At 43.5% G+C, this 19,499-nt stretch carries 12 protein-coding genes; all 12 read right to left on the bottom strand.

The genetic code is table 11. The features are described from left to right. Positions 1-4: 4 nt before the first annotated feature. The 12 genes from HQN90_RS22890 to HQN90_RS22945 all read right to left on the bottom strand — a co-directional run bounded on the left by HQN90_RS22890 (position 5) and on the right by HQN90_RS22945 (position 19,258). Positions 5-172, bottom strand: coding sequence for a XapX domain-containing protein (locus HQN90_RS22890; protein WP_173222985.1), 168 nt, complete (start codon positions 170-172; stop codon positions 5-7). A 27-nt stretch (positions 173-199) separates the two neighbouring features. Next, a complete protein-coding gene (locus HQN90_RS22895; RefSeq protein WP_173222987.1) occupies positions 200-589 on the bottom strand; it encodes a cytidine deaminase in 390 nt (129 codons plus the stop codon). Between the two features lie 8 nt (positions 590-597). Further along, complete coding sequence (locus HQN90_RS22900) at positions 598-1,563, bottom strand: ABC transporter permease subunit (protein ID WP_173222989.1); 966 nt, start codon at positions 1,561-1,563, stop codon at positions 598-600. Then, on the bottom strand, positions 1,538-2,635 hold the full coding sequence (locus HQN90_RS22905) for an ABC transporter permease (RefSeq protein WP_173222991.1): 1,098 nt from the start codon (positions 2,633-2,635) through the stop codon (positions 1,538-1,540). The genes HQN90_RS22900 and HQN90_RS22905 overlap by 26 nt, the downstream gene beginning before the upstream one ends. After that, positions 2,632-4,170 (bottom strand): ABC transporter ATP-binding protein, encoded by a 1,539-nt coding sequence (locus HQN90_RS22910; RefSeq protein WP_173222993.1) that lies wholly within the window; start codon positions 4,168-4,170, stop codon positions 2,632-2,634. The genes HQN90_RS22905 and HQN90_RS22910 overlap by 4 nt, the downstream gene beginning before the upstream one ends. 92 nt (positions 4,171-4,262) lie before the next feature. Further along, positions 4,263-5,327 (bottom strand): BMP family lipoprotein, encoded by a 1,065-nt coding sequence (locus tag HQN90_RS22915; protein ID WP_173223072.1) that lies wholly within the window; start codon positions 5,325-5,327, stop codon positions 4,263-4,265. Between the two features lie 396 nt (positions 5,328-5,723). Then, a complete protein-coding gene (locus tag HQN90_RS22920) occupies positions 5,724-6,602 on the bottom strand; it encodes a hypothetical protein (protein WP_173222995.1) in 879 nt (292 codons plus the stop codon). Positions 6,603-6,632: 30 nt separating this feature from the next. Continuing rightward, on the bottom strand, positions 6,633-7,541 hold the full coding sequence (locus HQN90_RS22925) for a TIGR03943 family putative permease subunit (RefSeq protein WP_173222997.1): 909 nt from the start codon (positions 7,539-7,541) through the stop codon (positions 6,633-6,635). 41 nt (positions 7,542-7,582) lie between these two features. Next, the gene (locus HQN90_RS22930) at positions 7,583-8,656 is read right to left on the bottom strand and encodes a permease (protein WP_246362781.1); all 1,074 of its coding nucleotides are present in this window, start codon (positions 8,654-8,656) and stop codon (positions 7,583-7,585) included. Between the two features lie 45 nt (positions 8,657-8,701). Next, positions 8,702-9,889, bottom strand: coding sequence for a HupE/UreJ family protein (locus HQN90_RS22935; RefSeq protein ID WP_173222999.1), 1,188 nt, complete (start codon positions 9,887-9,889; stop codon positions 8,702-8,704). Between the two features lie 90 nt (positions 9,890-9,979). Beyond that, positions 9,980-11,659, bottom strand: a complete 1,680-nt coding sequence (locus HQN90_RS22940) for an S-layer homology domain-containing protein (protein ID WP_173223001.1) — start codon at positions 11,657-11,659, stop codon at positions 9,980-9,982. 81 nt (positions 11,660-11,740) lie between these two features. Next, positions 11,741-19,258 carry a DUF4073 domain-containing protein gene (locus tag HQN90_RS22945; RefSeq protein ID WP_173223003.1) on the bottom strand — a complete coding sequence of 2,506 codons (7,518 nt, stop codon included), beginning with the start codon at positions 19,256-19,258 and terminating at the stop codon, positions 11,741-11,743. Between the last annotated feature and the right edge of the window lie 241 nt (positions 19,259-19,499).

Genomic DNA, 19,499 nt, shown 5'->3' on the forward strand with positions numbered 1-19,499 from the left:
CATTTTACGAGATAACCTTATGCAGCCATTCTACCAACTTACCGCCGAAATATACGCCCATTACACCCATAACAGCTGAAAATACGGGTGGAGCAGGTAGCGGAAGACGAATATACTTAAATACAACTCCTACAAATGCTCCCGCTGCAAACGCAAGAATAACTTCTTTCATTATAATCCCCTGCTATTCTTATGAGATTTATTCTTGCTGCAATTTGAATCCGAACGGAAGCAGTCCATCCACTGTTGTTTCATGCCTATCATCTTTTAAATTGGTTAAAACAACAGGCATCGAACCTTCACACAACTCCAACATGACTTGACGGCACGCTCCGCAAGGTGAGACAGGACCCTCAGAATCTGCAATAACAGCCATGGCTGCGAATTCCGTTTCACCATCCGAATAAGCCTTGAAGAGTGTCGTTCTCTCTGCACAGTTGCATAATCCATAGGACGCATTTTCCACATTGCAACCCGAGATGATCTTACCGCTCTTCGTCCTAATCGCCGCTCCCACTTTAAATCCTGAGTACGGTGTATACGCTTTTAATCTTGCTTCCCTTGCTGCTTCTATTAACTCATCATGCATGAGCTTTTTCACCTCTGTCCTTTTTCATATGGTTTCCCAAGGGCTGCCGGAGCAACCGCTCGACCGACGAATCCTGCAAGAATCAGAATCGTTAACGCATAAGGGAAAATATAAATGAAATCGACAGGAATGTAGTCTGTAATGCCATATACTTGGAAGACGGATTTGAGTGCGGAAGCAACCCCGAAGAACAATGCGGCGAACAATCCCGATATTGGCCTCCACTTTCCAAAAATCAATGCTGCTAGCGCAATATAGCCTTGACCGGATATTGTATTGTGTGAGAAATTGCTCGTCGTTGTTAGTGTAACAACCGCACCGCCCATCGCGGCTAATGCTCCGCTCGCCATAACGGCCATGTAACGCATCTTTGGCACATTGATCGCAAGTGAGTCGGCTGCTTTGGGATGCTCGCCTACAGCACGAAGCCGCAAACCGAATGGCGTTTTATAGAGAATGAAGGCTGCGACTGCTATGAGAATAAAAGCCAGATAGCTGGTTGGATAAGCGCTAAAGAGCGCATGGCCCAGATATGGAATCTTAGAGAGCCAAGGAATATCCCACTTAGAGAAAACATGCTTTAGTGTAGGCGTTTGTGCAGAACCGTTCAGCAACACTTTACACAGATAGATCGTGAGCCCTATAGCCAAGAAGTTGAGTGCTACGCCGCTGACGACTTGCTCCGCTTTGAAGGTCACAGAAGCAACCGCATGAGGCAGAGCAAACAGCGTTCCTACAATAATGGCAGCCAGAAAGCCAATCCATGGTGACCATCCCCCTCCGCCCCACTGCGTTTCTGCAAAATAAGTTACGATAGCTGCGGTGAACGCCCCCACAGTCATCATACCTTCCAAAGCGATATTCACGACGCCTGCTCTTTCGGAAAACAAGCCTCCGAGGGAAGCGAAGATCAGTGCAGTCGCAAAGACGATGGTTGTGTGCGTCAATTCACTTGCTAATTGTAGGATTTGCACGGTTACTCACTTCCTTATTTCTTTTTGCAAATAACTTCAACAGCCACTTTACGATTCCACTGGCAGCAACGAAGAAAATAATGAGCGCGATGACAATGTTCACCAATTCTTCCGGCACGCCTGCGCCGAACTTCATGCCCGATGCTCCGAAGGTTAGAACCCCTAAGAGGACTGCACCCAGAATAGCGCCTAGCGGTGTATTTCTGCCGATTAATGCAACAGCTATCCCCATCATGCCGTATCCCGGGAATGCCGTGTTGACCGATTGATAATGGAATACGCCCAATACTTCACATACACCGCCAACTCCCGCAAAAATACCGCTGATAAACATCGCGTTTATGATATTTCTGTTGACACTGATACCGGCGTATTGTGATGCTTCGGGATTAAAGCCTACAGCCCGCAACTCGAACCCTTGTTTCGTTTTCCATAGAATCACGTAAAACAAAACGGCCAATGTAAGAGCTATGACAATACCATAATGAATTCTTGAATTTCCGAACAATTCGGATAAGCCTTGCGAGGAGAGCCAAGCACTTTTATCCACAAACTTCGATCTCATTTGTCCTTTTTCAAGCAGGAACGTTTTCACAAAGAAATTGGATAAATAGAGGGCAATCCAGTTCAGCATGATCGTCGTTATGACTTCATGCACACCGCGTACGGCTTTCAGATAGCCAGCGATAGATCCCCATAATCCTCCGAGCACTCCCCCTGCAATGACCGCTAAAGGAATATGCAAGTACCATGGCAGGTGCATCTGAATGCCGACAAAACTTGCAGCAAGTGCGCCCATAATGAATTGTCCTTCAGCCCCGATATTGAAGAGGCCCGTACGGAAAGCAAATGCTACGGATAATCCGGTAAAGATCAGCGGTGTGATTTGACGAATGACTTCACCGATACTATTCAAATCTCCGAATGACTTATTGAATAAGGCTCCATATGCTTGGATAGGATTGTAGTTTCCGATGAGCATAATGATAGCTCCGAAAAACAACCCTAGGATAATGGAGATAAGAGAAATTAACGAGGATTCTTTAAATAACCATTTGATGACCCTGTTCATGCGCTCTCCTCTCCTTGTTCCGATTTGCTGCCTGACATCATTAGACCGATCTCCTGCTCGCTTGTCTTTTTCGGATCCACAATACCAACAATCCGCCCTTCGTACATAACAGCGATTCGATCCGATAAATTCATAATTTCATCCAACTCCAGCGAGTACAACAGCACAGCCTTCCCTTTATCCCTTTGCTCAATCAGCTTTTTATGAATGAACTCGATAGCTCCCACATCAAGCCCCCGAGTTGGTTGCGTAGCTATTAATAAATCGGGATCACTGTCGACTTCCCGAGCAATAATCACTTTCTGCTGATTACCTCCTGAAAGCGCTCTCGCTGGCGTTGTTTCACTAGGTGTGCGCACATCATATTCGGAGATCAGATCTACTGCATGTTGATTGATTTTGTCATAGTTAAGAAACAGGTTTTTATTGTATTCAGGGTAAAAATAATTTTTAAGCACCATGTTTTCACTTACCGTAAAATCAAGCACAAGACCTGTTTTGTGACGATCCTCTGGGATGTAGCCAACCTTGGATTCCGAAATTTGACGCGGCTTTAAGTTATGAATCGGTCTATCTTTAATTCGAATTTCTCCGGATTCCACACGTCTTAATCCGGTAATAACTTCAATCAATTCTCTCTGGCCATTGCCTTCAACACCGGCAATACCCAGAATTTCTCCCCTTTTAAGCTCAAAGGATAAGTTTTTCAAGGCCAGAATTCCCCGATTATCCAATGCTTCGACACCCGACAGCTTCAAGAATGCATCACTTGGATTCGCATCCTGCTTCTCAACAGCGAAGCTTACTTTTCGACCGACCATTTTTGCAGCCAACTCATCCGGCGTCGTATCCTTCACCGTCACACTGTCGATGACTTTACCTCGGCGAATAATCGTAACTCCGCTGCAGACAGCCATAATTTCTTTCAACTTATGTGTGATAAGAATGATCGTCTTGCCCTCATTCACCAAGCTGCGCATGATTTGCATCAATTCTTTAATTTCTTGAGGTGTTAATACCGCAGTCGGTTCATCAAAAATTAAAATGTCAGCGCCGCGGTAAAGCGTTTTCAAAATCTCCACGCGCTGCTGCATCCCAACTGAAATATCTTTGATCAGTTGATGCGGTTCTACTTGCAAACCGTACTTGGCTGATAATTCCTCCACTTTGCGAACAGCCTGTGCATAGTCGATCGTAACGCCTTTGGTAGGCTCCATGCCGAGAATGATATTCTGAACGACGCTATATGGTTCAACGAGCATAAAATGCTGATGGATCATGCCTATTCCCAATTCAATCGCTATCTTCGGATCTTTGATATTCACTTTCTGCTCATTAATCCATATCTCGCCTTCATCAGGCTCATAGAGCCCGAAAAGAATGTTCATCAAGGTAGACTTTCCTGCACCATTCTCACCAAGCAGTGCGTGAATTTCCCCCTTTTTCACTTGGAAGCTTATTGAGTCGTTGGCTACAATGCCAGGAAATCGTTTCGTTATTCCTCGCATTTCAACAACTGTTTGATCATTCCGCATATGAATATCACCCATTTCATTTGCTTACTTTAATGTGAGTGACAAGGCTAGTTATAAGAAGCCAACTAGCCTTGTCAGGAGTTAAGAACTGATTATTTAGCCGTAGGAACTGTAATTTCTTTGTTTACGATTTTCACTTCATATTCATGCACTTTCTTCAAAATATCTGCAGGGATATTCGGGTTTTTCTCAGGTAAGCCCACCGCATTCTCAGCAAGTCCCAGATCTTGAACTTTACCGCCTTTGAAATCATTTTTATCTAGATCCGTAGATACGCGAATGACAGCTTCATTAACTCGTTTCATCATGGATGTCAGTGTCACGTCATTACCGAAAGTTGCGGATTGATCTTTGTCTACGCCGATAACCCAAATGTCTTTATTCTTTTTCTTACGTTCGATAGCTTCATTAAACACGCCATCACCCGTAGACCCAGCAGCATGGAAAATGATGTCCGCTCCATCGTTGTAGATCGTTGCAGCAGCAGCTTTCCCTTGGTCAGGTGCATTGAAAGCGCCCGTGTAGTTAATAACAACCTTCGCATTCGGATTAACCGCTTTCACACCAGCAACGAAACCAAGTTCAAAGCGTTTGATAACCGGAATTTCAGCGCCGCCGACAAATCCGATTTTGTTCGTTTTGGTCATTAAGCCGGCAACTACCCCTACCAGGTAAGAGCCTTCATTTTCTTTAAAAGTGACGGATTCAACGTTTGGCGCATCCACCACGGCATCAATAATAGCGAACTTTGAATCTTTATTGGCATCAGCGACTTGCTTCATCGCATCGCCCATCATGAAGCCGATACCCCAGATCAAACTACGTTTGTTCTTAACGAACTGATTCAAGTTAGTTACATAATCAGCATCGCCTTGACTTTGCAGGTAATCTACCTTGCCGCCTGTTTGACTTTCAAACGATTTTAGACCTTCCCAAGCACTTTGATTAAAAGAGTTGTCGTTAACGCCACCGATATCGGTTACCATCCCGACGGTTAGACTGCTTTTTTTGCCCGCTGCCGGGGTTGTTGTTGATTTGTCTACTGCTGGTGCCGCGCTCGAAGCCGTATTGCTAGTCGTATTGCCTCCACATGCTGTCACAAACATAGAAATCAAAACAACACTCATCAAGGACGTAACCCAACTTTTTCTCTTCATACTCATTTCGTAAATGCCCCTCTCTATTCGTTAATGAAATCAGTCACACATTTAGAAATTTTCAGATATTACAGCGCTTACAATTCCTAGTTATTAGCTCCTCCTTATCAAAATATTGAAATAAAGAAAAATTCATAATTAACATTGTTTCACAACATCATTATATGATATAGATGAACATATGTAAATACTAAACATTACAATATTTTATAGAAAGATATCGCTTTCATTTTATTCTCACGCAATTTTCTAAGGTTATAAGATTTAATCGAAAATTAATCTGTCACAATCCTGAAATTTAGTTAAACTATATTTTTTACATTTGAAAATAAAAAAAAGGCTATTCGCTAAGGAATGCCCTTCATGCTATACACGTATATTTCATGCGCATTGTTCTTACTTAACAGTGAAAGTACCCTTTAACCCGCCTGGTTCCACGGTGTACTCATAGGTCCCAGGTTGCGGATTATTCATCAGGAACACATTCTCGCCTTTATTTAAATCGGCATTAATCCCTAGCACAGGTGACTTTAGCTTCAAGCCTGTTCCCGCATTTGCATCCACATTGACGACTGCTTTGATCATCTGCTTCGACTTAAATTCCGTATTTTTAGGACTTAGACCTGAACGATTCACTTGAATGTTGGCAATTTGAAGATCATTTTTTTCATCGATTGCAGCAATCTGTGTTTGAGGCTGGCCAATTACCCCGATTGGAATATGATCTTTTTGCATCAGAATACCGCCCCCGAGGACAACGACGACCGCTGCAAGGATGATTGTACCTTTGTAAGATGTAACTGCAGGCTTGGCTTTAATTTTACCGCCTTTGGCTGGCTTGGTCTTTGGCGCAACACGATTCGATTGCCATTCCATCCATTTCTGCGTAAGAAACATAAAGATGAGAAATACCGTATCGGCCGCAACAATAACTTTATTCGAAGCCATCAGCATAACACCTAACAGCTCACCTGCCATCGCGCCAAGGCATCCGATTAAAACACCGTTGATTACAGATCGCAAACCATTGGATTTACCTGAGAGGAAACCCGATACGCCGGCAAACAGAACGGCTATTGCGATCGAAATTACCATATTAGTTTGATAAGCTTGCGCTGATACCACACCAAAAGCTGCACTTGCTATAAACGCAATCACGATGGCGAATAAGGACCCCATCGTCCCCTTTAGCTTATCTCTCGTTCGAAATAAATAGAAAATATTATAACCTGTATACAGCACAATAATCATTAAGCTTCCAACAGTCAGCAGCATCCCATCACCCCTCCAGCCAAAAAATTAAACTTACAACTTAGCAGCGAAATCCCAATCCGGGTAAACGTAAGGCACACTCGGCGCTGCCGCAAGATCAACTTTATCGATCATAATTTTCATGACTTTTTGCCCGTGATACGTGGTTTGATCGATGGTTCCCGTCACAGTAATCCATGAATCATTAGGATATTGACCTGCATTAGCCGTTTCCGCGATAATGCCATACGGCGAAATATCTGCAATGCAATGCGTCATGCCTAATCTTCCGATAATGAACTGCGAATCAGGCATGCCCTCTTCACGATAAACAAAACCCGTAATTTTTATTGGCTTGCTTTGAAAATTGTCTACAAACGTATTCAGCGCCTGCAATTTTTCGATATACCATTGGTCTTTCATCTCAACCTGATCCTGCTGATAAAGCAGCATACCCAATTTAGCATAGTCGCGATTATATATTGAAGTTTTAAACTTTTCTTTCAAAGCAGGATCTTCATTTCCATCTAGTTCGACCAAATCGGCCGGCGCCGTACTTTGATTAAGTGAAACGCCTCCTAGATTCATCCCTTTCTTTTGAGCCAAGGAACCGGCAAGCGCGGTATTCGGCAGGACTGCCCCAAACACCAGAGGAAGGAGAAATAAACTGTAAACAATGATATTTTTACCTAATGAGCTCGGAAGTTCGTGACTATGTCCGTGATCGTGATTACAATCGCATACGATGACTGGTCTCTTCAGTGAAACGATCGAAATATACAGCTGAAAGCCACCAACAATAAGAAGCCCTCCTGCGGCAATCTCTAGATAGATCGTGAGTTTCGGCGTTACATATAGAAGGATCTCTCCCGATATCTTTAAGTACACAATTAAAGCCGCGAAACCTAACAAAATAAACGCTCTTAAAAAGTTGTGTATGACGGCGGCATTTATTTTTATCATAAGAAAGCTCATCCTCCAGGCCAAGATCGTGTAGATATGAATTATTTTAGAATAAATCCTTCCAGGAGCAGTGTGCCCCCATATACAAAAATAATGACAAGAACGCTAAGTAAAACGATAAATCTTTTCTTGAAAACAGCCGACATCATCAGAAGCCCTTTTAAATTCAGCATCGGCCCGAAAACCATAAAAGCGACAAGGGAACCCTTCGAAAAGGTAGTCAGAAAAGATTGAGCGACGAAAGCGTCAGAAGTCGAGCAAAGGGATAAAATAAACCCAAGGCCCATCATTAATAAATTGGCGCTCCCCTGCCCATGTCCGAGCGCAACTAGATTATCTCTGGATACAAACGTCTGAAGCAGACCCACAAGCAGCGCACCAAACAGCAAAAATTTGCCCATATCGAAAAATTCCATGACTGTGTGGCCCATCATTTCCACCATTTTATTCGTTCGCGGTTGATGATGGTCATGGTCATGGCTATGATGGTGATCAGCCGCATGATTGTGTACCGTTTTTAGCGTTTTCTTAACCGGCTTCGGCTCTGCGGACTCTTTCACTTTTAGCTGATCCGGGTTCACGAATTTATACACGATTAATCCAACGATCAGCGCTACGACAAATGCTAATCCCATACGCGAATACGTAATTTCGGGATGGGAGCGGAAGGCAACAAAAGTAGACCAGAACACGATTGGGTTTAAAATCGGTCCAACCAGGATGAACGTTGTTGCTACATACAACGGCATGCCTTTTTCAATCAGCTTTCGAATAGCCGGAACCATTCCGCATTCACAAATCGGGAAAATAATCCCTAATATACTGGCGGTAATAATCCCCAAAAACGGATTTTTGGGAATCATTCTTTGGATCGTTTGATCAGATACAAACACTTGAAGCACAGCTGAAATGATCACGCCAATCAAAATAAACGGCATGGCTTCCAAAATGATGCTGATAAACATCGTCTTAAATATTTGCAACTTCGGATTGTTTAAGAGAGATCCCGGCGCAGTGGTAGAGAAGAAGTATAATAGCGCAATAAAAGCCAGACAAAGGCCAGCGAGCATATTGCTATTCCACATCGTTTTTTTCTGCACGATCGTATTTTGCAAGGAACTTCCCCCTACTCTTATTCTTGGTATAAATCTTATTTATAATTACGCGACAAGCCTTTCTACCAGCCAAATCCCGCCTAACACAAGCACGACGCCGGACGCCGCAATAACGGCCCGTCTCGATAATTTCCAACGATGGAAGAAATAAAGAAGCGGTAATAATATAGCGACAATCGAAATTTGCACAGCTTCGATCCCCAAATTAAAGCTGATTAAATCAACTGCCAATTCGTTTTTAGGAATGACCATTTCCTTCATAATGTCGGCGAATCCCATTCCGTGAATCAAACCAAATAAGAAAGTCAACACCCAGCGGTGACTGACATTTTTGCGAATCATGTTATCCAGGGCAACATAGCAAATACTAAGCGCAATGGCAGGCTCTACAATGTAAGCAGGTACATTAATAATTCCCAATACGGTTAAAGTTAACGTTAAGCTGTGAGCAACCGTAAAAGCCGTAATCATCGTTGCATATTGTTTGAACGTCTGTCTTGCAATCAGCAGCGAAAACAAGAAAAGCAAATGATCGTATCCAGATAAAATATGGTGCATCCCCAACTTGAAAAACGAAAACCATCCTGAGTTCACTTGCGAATTCGCAGTTGCATTGTCTTGCGATTGCGTATGATTCTCTACGGAACTATCTGCGTGCCCAATATCCTGATACAAGGTTGCGTATTCGTCAGCTGTCATCAGCATAAGCCAACTGCGGTCTTTACCGGATAATGCAGCAGTACTCTTTTGAGGTCCGTATACGATGGCCAACAAGTTCACATAATTAGTTTTGATGTCATTCACATACTGCACGTCCGTCAATGAAATGGAATCCGTTTCAGACACGGGCGGATACAGCACCTTGAGTATCACTTTTGTTGCGTCACCTTTGCGATCAAGAACAAAGCTCTCCACTTTCGTCCAAGCTTTCGGTTGATCGTTAATTTTCAAGGTAACACTTTCCTTGACCATCGCTTCAATCTTGTCTTTCATCGCATCGAATTCTTCCTGCTCAATCATATGGTTATTGTTGAGATCGCCTCCGACCAACTCGATAACGGATAACTCATCTAGCGCATAAGTCATCTCTGTTTGCGTTTTCGTCAGCGTAAGTGTCGTATAAGCAGCGCTATACGCATGGGCTTCAACCATCTGCTTGAAGGGTAAAGTGAACAGAAATAATGCAAGCAGCAGCGACAAGGTTAGACGAAGTGAAGGTTTAAACCGGAACATGATATTCCTCCAGTAAATGATTGATTTGTAAGAATGAGAATGCCACTCTTGCGAATGGCATTCTGTCAGTTTTATTCTTGAAATAAACTATTATTTCATTAATACGTTGTAAATAACTTGTGCTGCTTCGGCACGTGTTGTAATGCCTTTCGGATCGAATACACCCGCGGAACGCCCTTGAACCAAATGAAGCTCAGCCGCTTGATTCACAAACTGTACTGCCCAAGTCGAAACTTCAGCTTCATCTGTAAATGATGTACCCACATTACCCGTTGATTGGCTGCCATGGACGATCGCATATGCGCGCATCATCATCGTAACCATTTCCTCACGCGTAATTTGTGCGTTTGGATCAAAGATAGTTTCGCTCTTGCCATTCACTACACCTGCCTTTACCGCGATAGCAATTGTTTCCTCATACCAATCAGTTGCGTGCACATCCGTAAATGAAAGCTGCCCAGTTCCGGTAAGCTTTAATGCTCTGACTAGCAGCGAAGTAAACTCTGCACGCGTTACGCTGCGTCCAGGTTCAAACGTCGTCGCGCTTGTTCCGTTCACAATTTGTTTAGCCACGAGTTCCTTGATGACGTCAGCAGCCCAATGTCCGTTCGGAACATCCGCGAATGCTTTCGTCACTTCCAGTACGGCGTACTTACTGAAGTGACTGATCTGCGCCGTCATTTCTCCGTTGCTGTATTGTCCGCCAATGAATTCAAGCTTGCCATCATCAGCAATATAGTAAATTCCTGCTAATTTGGGATTAATTGAAGCGTCCACTTTCAAACGGATAGTAATGGGTTGGTCGAATTTCGACAAAACCGCGATTGTTGATCCATCTGACTTAATGAGAGATAGCTCGAATTCGTAAACATCACTGCCAAGCTTAATAGCTGCTTGGGATTCCGCTTGTCCTTTGGCGAGAGCATCCGTTGCAGCAGAAGCTGAAAGCGGCTCGAATTTCAAGGAAATCATGCTGTCTTTTAAGGTATCCGCGGATACTCCACTCGTTAACTGCTTGATTAAAGCAACAGGTACATCTAAAGTTAATTGATCCATTTTAATCTCAAGCTGATTTAGACCAAGCAATTCGGCCGTATTGGAAGGCAGCGCAACTTGCTTCATGTCTGCCGATACGGGAACGATCACTTTGCCGTTCTCTGCTGGTTTGCTCAATTCCTCAAGCGTTACGACATGTTTGCCTTCTTTATCCGTGTTTGGATTTGAGGGGCTTATGATACCGCCACCGCCACCTCCTCCGCCACTACCAGTACCAGGATTTGATTTATCCGCGATCTCAATAGATTTATTAACATTTACCGTTTGTAAAGTCGCCTCATCTTGACTATTTGTCGGCTCTACACTTATAAGTTGAATCGATGCCGAACCTTTTTTGATAACATCAAAGGTTAAAGTAGCCAAAGAAACAGTTCCATCTTCGATGTTAGTGTCCCCTAATTCGGTATGCAAAAATTTAATATGACCATTTGCTTTAGCTTCAGAATTCGTGAAACCTGAATCATTCACTTTCGAGCCACTAACATATTGCAAAAGGCTGGGATCATAAGCAAGGTCCAATTCATAAGCATGCACATCAGTAAGGTTATTTCCATTAACGACAACAGTTATTTGATCCCCTACAGTAGGGTTGACTTTTGAGACTTCAAGGTTATACGAGAAATTATTTGTTGCGAAAGTGAATTGCGGAAGCAGTAAAAATACTAGAAGCGATAGTACTGTACTGCATGAAAGCAGTTTACGTATATACATCATAGAAGGCCGGTCCTTTCTTTTGAGGCTCTGGGGGAAGGCCTATCCGCCATCCCCCAAAGTCTAGAATTAAACTTAGAATGATTAGTTAGAAGAAATGATTTTCCTGGAAATTATCGCGAGATCCTGAATATCTACTTTTCCGTCATTGTTAATATCTGCTTTTTTGTAAGTATTCCAGTTTGGATCGGCAGAAGTTTTACCATAGTACCTCGACGCGATCGACAAGTCTCCTATGCTAATTTTACCGTCTCCGTTCAAATCTCCTGGTAGAACGATAATAACAGAAGCCGTAAATGTGAGCAGCGCCGTATTCAGTGCAGTAACAGCCTGATCTACCTCTGATTGCACAGAGGATTGATTGCCCGAAACGTCTTGAGCGCTGTTAATAGCTGCCAGCAGGATTGCCTTCGTACCTACCGGGTATTGACCGGCCCTGGTTCCTTCCTCTGCAGCAGCAAGCTTTGCCTGAGCATCTGCGATTAATGCATTTAATGCAGCCTTATCAACAAGGGCAGTTATTTGTACGCTGTGGGAAGTTCCCGCTACCTTTGTTTCTCCGCCATCCCCTTCAGTAAGCAGCAAATTAGAGAGGGTTATGATTGCCGTCGTCTCTTGCGTGATTGACGAATTCACTTTCCAGTGCAGCATCATCAAATCACCACTTCTTACATTGGCCGCTCCTTGTATGGCAGCAATGAAACGAATTTGCCCCGGCTTCTCTTGTTGATCTACAATCTGGAATTCACTGTTTATGGCCTCGGCAGATACAAATTCAACTTGGTTCGGATCAAAAGTGAATGTTATATCCTGGGCATAAACATTGCTTGTTACATTCGATAAGCCATAAGCGAGATCGAATGTACCGCCAACTAGAACATGGTTAGATCCGGTTAATGTCGGATTGATGGCATCCAAAGCACCGGACACCGTTACATCACATGTTGCTGTTTTGCCGCCGTCTACTGTCGTCACCGTAATGGTTGCTGTTCCAGCGCCGACTGCTGTTACTTTACCATTGCCATCTACTTGTACTACGTTCGTGTTATTTGACTTCCATGTTACGGCTTGATTCGTTGCATTCCCTGGAGCAACTGTTGCAGTTATTGTTTGAGTACCTCCAACAATAAGAGCAATTGCACTTGGTGTGAGGGTTACTCCTGTTACAGCAATCGTATTCTCCGTAAACGTAAGAATTGTAGATTGACCCGCAGGTACTGCTCCGTTGGCTTTCACACGTACTTGCACGCTGTGATTGCCGCTTAAGTTTGGAGCCGCTGCTGGGTTATACGTTGTCCACGCTCCACCATCAATGCTGTACTCCATTGTCGTATCAATGCCTAAGATAATATTGTTTACATCGTCAGCCGTTACGTTTGGAGCTCCTGGTGATTGCGCATTCCCTGTAAAGGTCAACGTTTTGCTAAGACCTGGCATGACATCTCCGACTGCACTCACACGAACCTGAACAGTGAAATTACCATCTAGCACCGGTGGTGTTGCCGAGTTATAAACAACCCAGCCTGCGTTGTTGATATTGTACTCCATGGTTGAATCAATACCAGTTATGGCCTTATTCGTATCATCTGCGTTCACATTAGGCGCTGGCCGCAGCAGAATACCAGTAACGACAACGTCATCTAGTCTGCTTGTTCCGCCAGTTGCAATAGTCGCACCGGCGTTAATCGCATTACTCGAAGCTAGAAGCCACCTTATATACACAGTAGATTGGTTATTAGCTGCGGCTGGTAGCGTCGCGTTATCCAAGCTGACAAAAGTGCTCGCTGTTGTTATTGTAATCGCAGCATTGGGAACATTGGACCATGTCGTACCATCCAAACTATATTGTAGCTTAAATTCTTTAGGTCCTGTTCCTGAACTGGTTTGCTTCGAAGTCACTTGGAGATAGGAATATCCCGAAGCGTCGAATGATGCCAACCAGTACTTATCTCCAGAAGCATCCCATCCAGAAGTACTTACTGCTTTACTTCCACTAGTAGTCGGATAACTAAACGCTCCTGTTGGCCCTACAACAGATATAGGCTTAGCCGTAGCTTTTTTCAGACCACTTGATGCATTAGTGGTACTGTCCTCAAAATCCCATTTCACCAAGGTCGGTGGAGTTATTAGGCTACTATTCGCTACTGTAATATCGGCCCATCCAGTAATTTTATTTGTTCCGTCGACAGATACAATGTAGATATGTTGATTCGGACTAGCGAAAATATCCACATTAGCGACTAACAGTTTCGTATAGTCAGAAGCCAGTTCCCCTAATGCAGGTTGGTACAATGTACTAGCTGCACCCACCGCATATTTCAACGTACCCGCTGGAATTGTTGTAGCCTTAGTTCCCAGTACACTTCCTACTGCCCAAGTGAAGCCAGTTAATGCAGGCGCAGCTGTACTGAAATACAAGTCCTTGATTTGACCTGCAAGCACACTTCCAGTCGCCTTAACACGAACTTGAACATTATGCTCACCGCTCAGATTAGGAGGTGTGGCTGCAACATAAGGATTCCATCCTGCTCCATCTATGTTGTATTCCATAGTCGAATCGATACCAACAATAACTTTAGCGCCAATATCGGCTCTTACGTTCGGTTTCAATGGTATAACATTGATAAAAGCAGATGCCTTGAAGCCTCCATCAAGCGACTCCGCATTAATCATTGCAGTTCCGAGACCCACAATAGATACGACGCCGTTATTTACCTTTGCAACGGCCTCATTGCTCGAACTCCAAATAACCGCTGTAATTGTAGCATTTGCCGGCAATACACTAGCTGTAAGAGTAATATCCGGATCACCTGGCGATACTATAACTGAATTTTTATCCAGCTGTACGCCGGTTACAGGCACTAAAGCATCCGTTTTTATTAATTCTCTGGTATCGCGAACCCGAATCCGACTGCCTTCGGAAAATGCTCCGGATAGACCAATTGCTGAAAGCTTGTCACCAATCTTAAGTTTCGGTATTGGAACCCCGCTTTGACTTGAAATATAACCGTCAACGAAAACGAGTACATCGCCTGAACCATCATTTAAGACGTAGGAGCTATCATCTGGGATCGCTGTAACTTCCCCAAATACTTTGACCAATTGTCCCATATTTTCATCTAAAGTCGCATTTTTCGTAGATAAAGATTTGGGTTGAATCGGCGAGCCCGAGCTCACTTTGACGATACTGTTAGCAAATTTGTCAAACTCAAGCTCAAAATTGTTCTCAAAAATTTTGATATGACCATAAGCCCTTATCGTATCCCCAACTTTCAGAGATCCTTCCGGAATTTCACTGAAAGCCATGATTCCACCAGTATCATCCTGTACATAAACGGCATCGTAGAATACCCCAGCCCCAGAAGTTACTTTACCTTGAACAACGACTTCTGTGTCGGGAGCAAGTTTGCGCGCTTCGCCGATCGCAGTGACTTTAGTATCAAAATGACCCAGCCATTTCATCGCGTTAAGGGCAAAATCTCCGTTATCATTAGGGTCCGTACTTACCTTCAACTGATTATCATTAAAGATATTCATCCCCGCAATGAAAAGTCTGCCGCTGCCGATCTGTTCAGTCGCAACTAGAGGAATTTGCGAGCCTCCAGCGCTTCCTGACCCCACCTTATAGGAAAAGCCTCCAGATGGCGCACTCTGCTGGAACGTAGTTTCATTCCCACGAACCAGGATGGAAACATTGCTGTTATCCACAAGTGCAGCTTTTGCTCCAGCGTTATTACGAGCAAGACTCGTACCGCTGTAAAAGTCCATGATAGAAACAAAGTCAGTTAAGTAATTGGTTAACGGAACCGGATGTGTTCTTACGGCAAACTCATTTCCGGTAATTGTACTCCAGAAGTTCCCTGCTTTGGAGTCATCATAAATCGTATCCCCATTGAATAATACGGTAGATCCTACACCTGACAATAAATTATTGAGTGCCGTACCATTGCTTCTTTCTGCTACAAAAACCGATCCGCCGCCAGTTATAAAGTCTTTGACAGCGTTAATCTCCGCAGTTGAATAGGTAGTAGCTGGATGGGTTAGCATAAGAATCTTAGTACCTGCTAATGCTGCCGGAGTAATGGCTGCTCCCGTATTTTCAGCTATTGTATAACCTTCTTTGCGCATCATCGAGGTAAATGTCGTCAAATTATTCGCATATTTCCCCGTATCCGTCGTTGTATTTTCGTTTTGATGCGTGGAATCAATCAATACCTTGATTCCCAGAGAAGGCTTGATCGTAAAGGCTTGTTCAAATTTATTTTCTCCAATATTATTTCCGTCCCCTGCTGTAAGCACCACAATGATCTTGTGATTCCCTGCAATCGGGTTGTCCCAAGTCACTCGTGCCGTAGCGGACTTATTCGTCTGAAGTTCACTAATAACGGCTTCACCGATTTTATTTCCCATATCTACAGCATCATAGTAAAAACTTGCGTTTAGATTGCTGACATTGATAACACCAAGATTGCTGATGCTGGCCGTTAAAGTAGTCGGAACCGCTCCGGTAATCGATCCTTCGGACGCAGTCACGCTGCTAACCTTAACGTACAAATCATCCGTTGGAGACCAAATTGGAGCAGAATAAATGCGATCTCCGTCTTTTTGCGTAATACGCACAACAAACCATTGTTGGCCGCCAACGACGTTAACCGTTGGTTTCCAATTATAAGCCGTTTTAGAACCAGAAGGTGTAATAGTATCGATCACTCTTCCGCCATTACTAACAATTTCAATTTTGTCAATGTTATCGTTAGATGGTGTCTTCAAGTAACTATACTTAGGATCACTGCTGTTTTCCAAGACAGAATCACTAACATTGATATCAAATTGAAGTGTCTTCGTGTCGGTTGTCGAACCCATATACCAACCGCTTGCCGAAACATCCAATTGAGCATTTGGGTCTTCACTGAAATAAACACGCATTTTACGCATAGAGTCAAGTAGAGACTCTTGTGTTAGATCTTTGGACACGATCACTGTACGTTTTTTCGTCTGTCCCCAAGTGGCGTCATGATTGTCTTCGCCATAAGTCGGCGCCACATGCCATCCCAAGTCAAGCGCGTTGAAAAGCTTATCTTCCGCGTTGGCATATCCGTAGTGACCCGAGCCATTTCCTACTTCAAGCATGGTAAAGAGTTTATCGACTTTTTTATCGTAAGGAATAAAATTATCGAAAGCATTGGCTGACATCGCCGGATGGTTAAACTGGGCAACGATATTATCGTAAGTCAGAACCCATGCATAGTAATTTTGCAGATTCTGATACTTGCCCCCGTCTTGCATCCGATCGATAAAGTCAGTTGTACCGAAAACGTTGGAATGTCCCCAAGTTGTTGAAGTCATTTCAAAAGCAGGAAACACGACAAAACTTCCGTCTTTCGTATATTGCTTCGCCAAATCTTTGGTTAATTGCCAATCCGATCCACCTGAACGTTCTGGCATACCTTTGTGATCAACAGTATCTTTATTGACTAAAGAAGAATCGATATCATGAGAATGGTCAGAGAAAGCAAAAAAGTCATAGTTATAATTTTGCGAAGCTTTCAACGCATCTTCCGGACTACCGGAAGCATCATGTGAAATATTAGTATGATTGTGAGTTGTCCCGCGATAATGATTCCCGCCTGTAAATCTTTGGGCAATCGAGAATGTCCAAGAATAGGTTGATCTATTGCCAACCTTATCTTTAGCTTCAACTGTAATTGTATTCGGACCTTCAGGCAAATCATCCGCTGTCGTCAAATTAAGCCTGATTTGATCTTCTTTGATAATAGCTTGGTTTGTGAAATCTTTATTGCCAATTGTAATTTTGGCCGTTGCTGCATTTACACCGCTCAAATCAAACATAGAAACAGAGATTTCAGGATGTTTGGTTTCTATTGTATCTCCCATAGCTGGAAGTGCATTGGAGAATGTCGGTCCTTCCGTATCTGCGCCTACATCGACTGTGTAGGGACCGACAGATACGGTTTTGTCCCCTTTTGCCTCAATATAATAAACGAATGTTGGCATAGGAACATTGGCTGCCGGAATCGATCCATTGTAATTCAAAGCGTCTGCTGAATTCATAGCAATCGATTTAAATGTCGTATCCCCAACAGCTTGGTAATACAAGGTAACGGTATCCGCATTTTTGACAATCGCCGAAAAAGGAAGATCGACATCCGGAATTCCTTTGGTCAAAGGAGTATGCGTTACAGTGAGTTCTCCTCTAATATCAAGAAGGCTTCTTACCTGTAAGTAGTAACCGCTCGTATATGGCGCATAGTCTTGGGATTGTCCGACAACCCCTGTAAATGTATACGATTCGTTTGCAAGTAACTCTTTACTAACATCAATTCCAGTACTTCCTAGAACCTTGACAATAGACGGATTAGACGATTCGTCAATAACCGTTACATTGTAATCAGCACCCGAAGTATTGATATTCGTGACTTTCCCATAAAACTTAACAACTTTGCCTTCCAGCACCTCTGCGGAAGAAGCCTTCGATAAATCCGTAATATTAATCACTTGAGGAGCCGGAGAGGTTGCTGCTCCCAAATCTGTTATACTATCAGCTAAAAATCGGAGTAACCCCTTCGTGAATGCCACATGTCCGGAAATTTTCACATTATGTCCAGGCACGATAGAAGGATTCGGCGCAGTAAGAGCGATCACATTAATCCCGCTTGTCGCATCTTGAATGTAAAAATTCGTGTTTTCCGAGCCTAAAACTTTATTAGCACTCGTCACTACGCCAGTAATGGTAGCCGCTTTTCCTAAGTTGGTAGGAATCCCATTCGTATCATTTACATGAAGGGCACTAATTGTCGTATCGCCCAAATCTGTGGTTCCTGAGAAGCCAGTGGGATATGTTGAACCCCTAGGATTCGCTGTTGCAGAAATAAAGTCATTCACATTGTTTTGAGAATCCAAACCGTTACCGTCGCCAGATACATCTGGAAGATATCCCGAATTGGTTTTACGGATTAAAGCATTTGTTTTGCTGCCGCCAAGATCTGCAGCTTTCGTGCCAAATGAGTTATTTGCCGTACCGAAACCAATAAAATCAACGACATTCGGAATTTGACCTGGCGCTTTAATCGTGGCGCCTGTGCCGTCATCAATAAAAGCGGTGCTCGATACTAATGCAACTTTCCCACCGTTCCCAGCCGATCCCGAGAAATTTATTCTCGAGCCGCCGTCAACATCGTAAGCTGGAAAATTATCTGGTAGCGGAGTAGCCGCTGCTGGATTCGCACGAATCAAATAATATCCGTGCGCAGGAATGGCATTCACCAAATTAACGGTTTGTGCCGCAGTGAATTTCCCGGTCGCAGATGCATATTGAAGCGACCATCCGCTTAAATTAACAGGAGCGTCTGTTGGATTGTAAAGCTCAACGAACTTGTAGAAATAAGGTGCACTTGCACCTGGTGCAGTCGAGGATCCACCGAATATTTGACTTATCACGACATGGTTTGCCTTACTTGGCGCAGCCGCTTGCGCTTGCGGTACATTCACAATGAAACTCGTCGGCAGAATCATCGTAACTAACAAAAGTATCGTTAGCGCAAGGCTAAACCACTTCTTATTCTTTCCTATTATATGTAACACCGATTTTCCCCCTCACAAATTCCCTTTATAAAATTCAAACAATTGCAATACTGACCGAAATTTGGTAAGTTAAGGAAGGCCCTCTTTGGCATGGCAAAAAAGCCCTGACAAAAGATGCCGCCATAGCCGTCTATCAAAGCGCCTCGCCAAAAGCCTATTGATAGCGGCTTTTTTTTTTGGAATCACCCCTCCTTTTCGAGAACGTTTACTTGTTAAAAAATCTCATGATTGGAAAAATTTC

This window comes from Paenibacillus alba (genome assembly GCF_013204855.1).
GTDB lineage: Bacteria > Bacillota > Bacilli > Paenibacillales > NBRC-103111 > Paenibacillus_E > Paenibacillus_E alba.

What these genes read in the sequence shown, in the direction of transcription:
- HQN90_RS22940 (WP_173223001.1), bottom strand. Translation starts at nt 11,659, where the DNA reads ATGATGTATATACGTAAACTGCTTTCATGCAGTACAGTACTATCGCTT.
- HQN90_RS22920 (WP_173222995.1), bottom strand. Translation starts at nt 6,602, where the DNA reads ATGCTGCTGACTGTTGGAAGCTTAATGATTATTGTGCTGTATACAGGT.
- HQN90_RS22925 (WP_173222997.1), bottom strand. Translation starts at nt 7,541, where the DNA reads ATGATAAAAATAAATGCCGCCGTCATACACAACTTTTTAAGAGCGTTT.
- HQN90_RS22910 (WP_173222993.1), bottom strand. Translation starts at nt 4,170, where the DNA reads ATGCGGAATGATCAAACAGTTGTTGAAATGCGAGGAATAACGAAACGA.
- HQN90_RS22890 (WP_173222985.1), bottom strand. Translation starts at nt 172, where the DNA reads ATGAAAGAAGTTATTCTTGCGTTTGCAGCGGGAGCATTTGTAGGAGTT.
- HQN90_RS22895 (WP_173222987.1), bottom strand. Translation starts at nt 589, where the DNA reads ATGCATGATGAGTTAATAGAAGCAGCAAGGGAAGCAAGATTAAAAGCG.
- HQN90_RS22935 (WP_173222999.1), bottom strand. Translation starts at nt 9,889, where the DNA reads ATGTTCCGGTTTAAACCTTCACTTCGTCTAACCTTGTCGCTGCTGCTT.
- HQN90_RS22915 (WP_173223072.1), bottom strand. Translation starts at nt 5,327, where the DNA reads ATGAAGAGAAAAAGTTGGGTTACGTCCTTGATGAGTGTTGTTTTGATT.
- HQN90_RS22905 (WP_173222991.1), bottom strand. Translation starts at nt 2,635, where the DNA reads ATGAACAGGGTCATCAAATGGTTATTTAAAGAATCCTCGTTAATTTCT.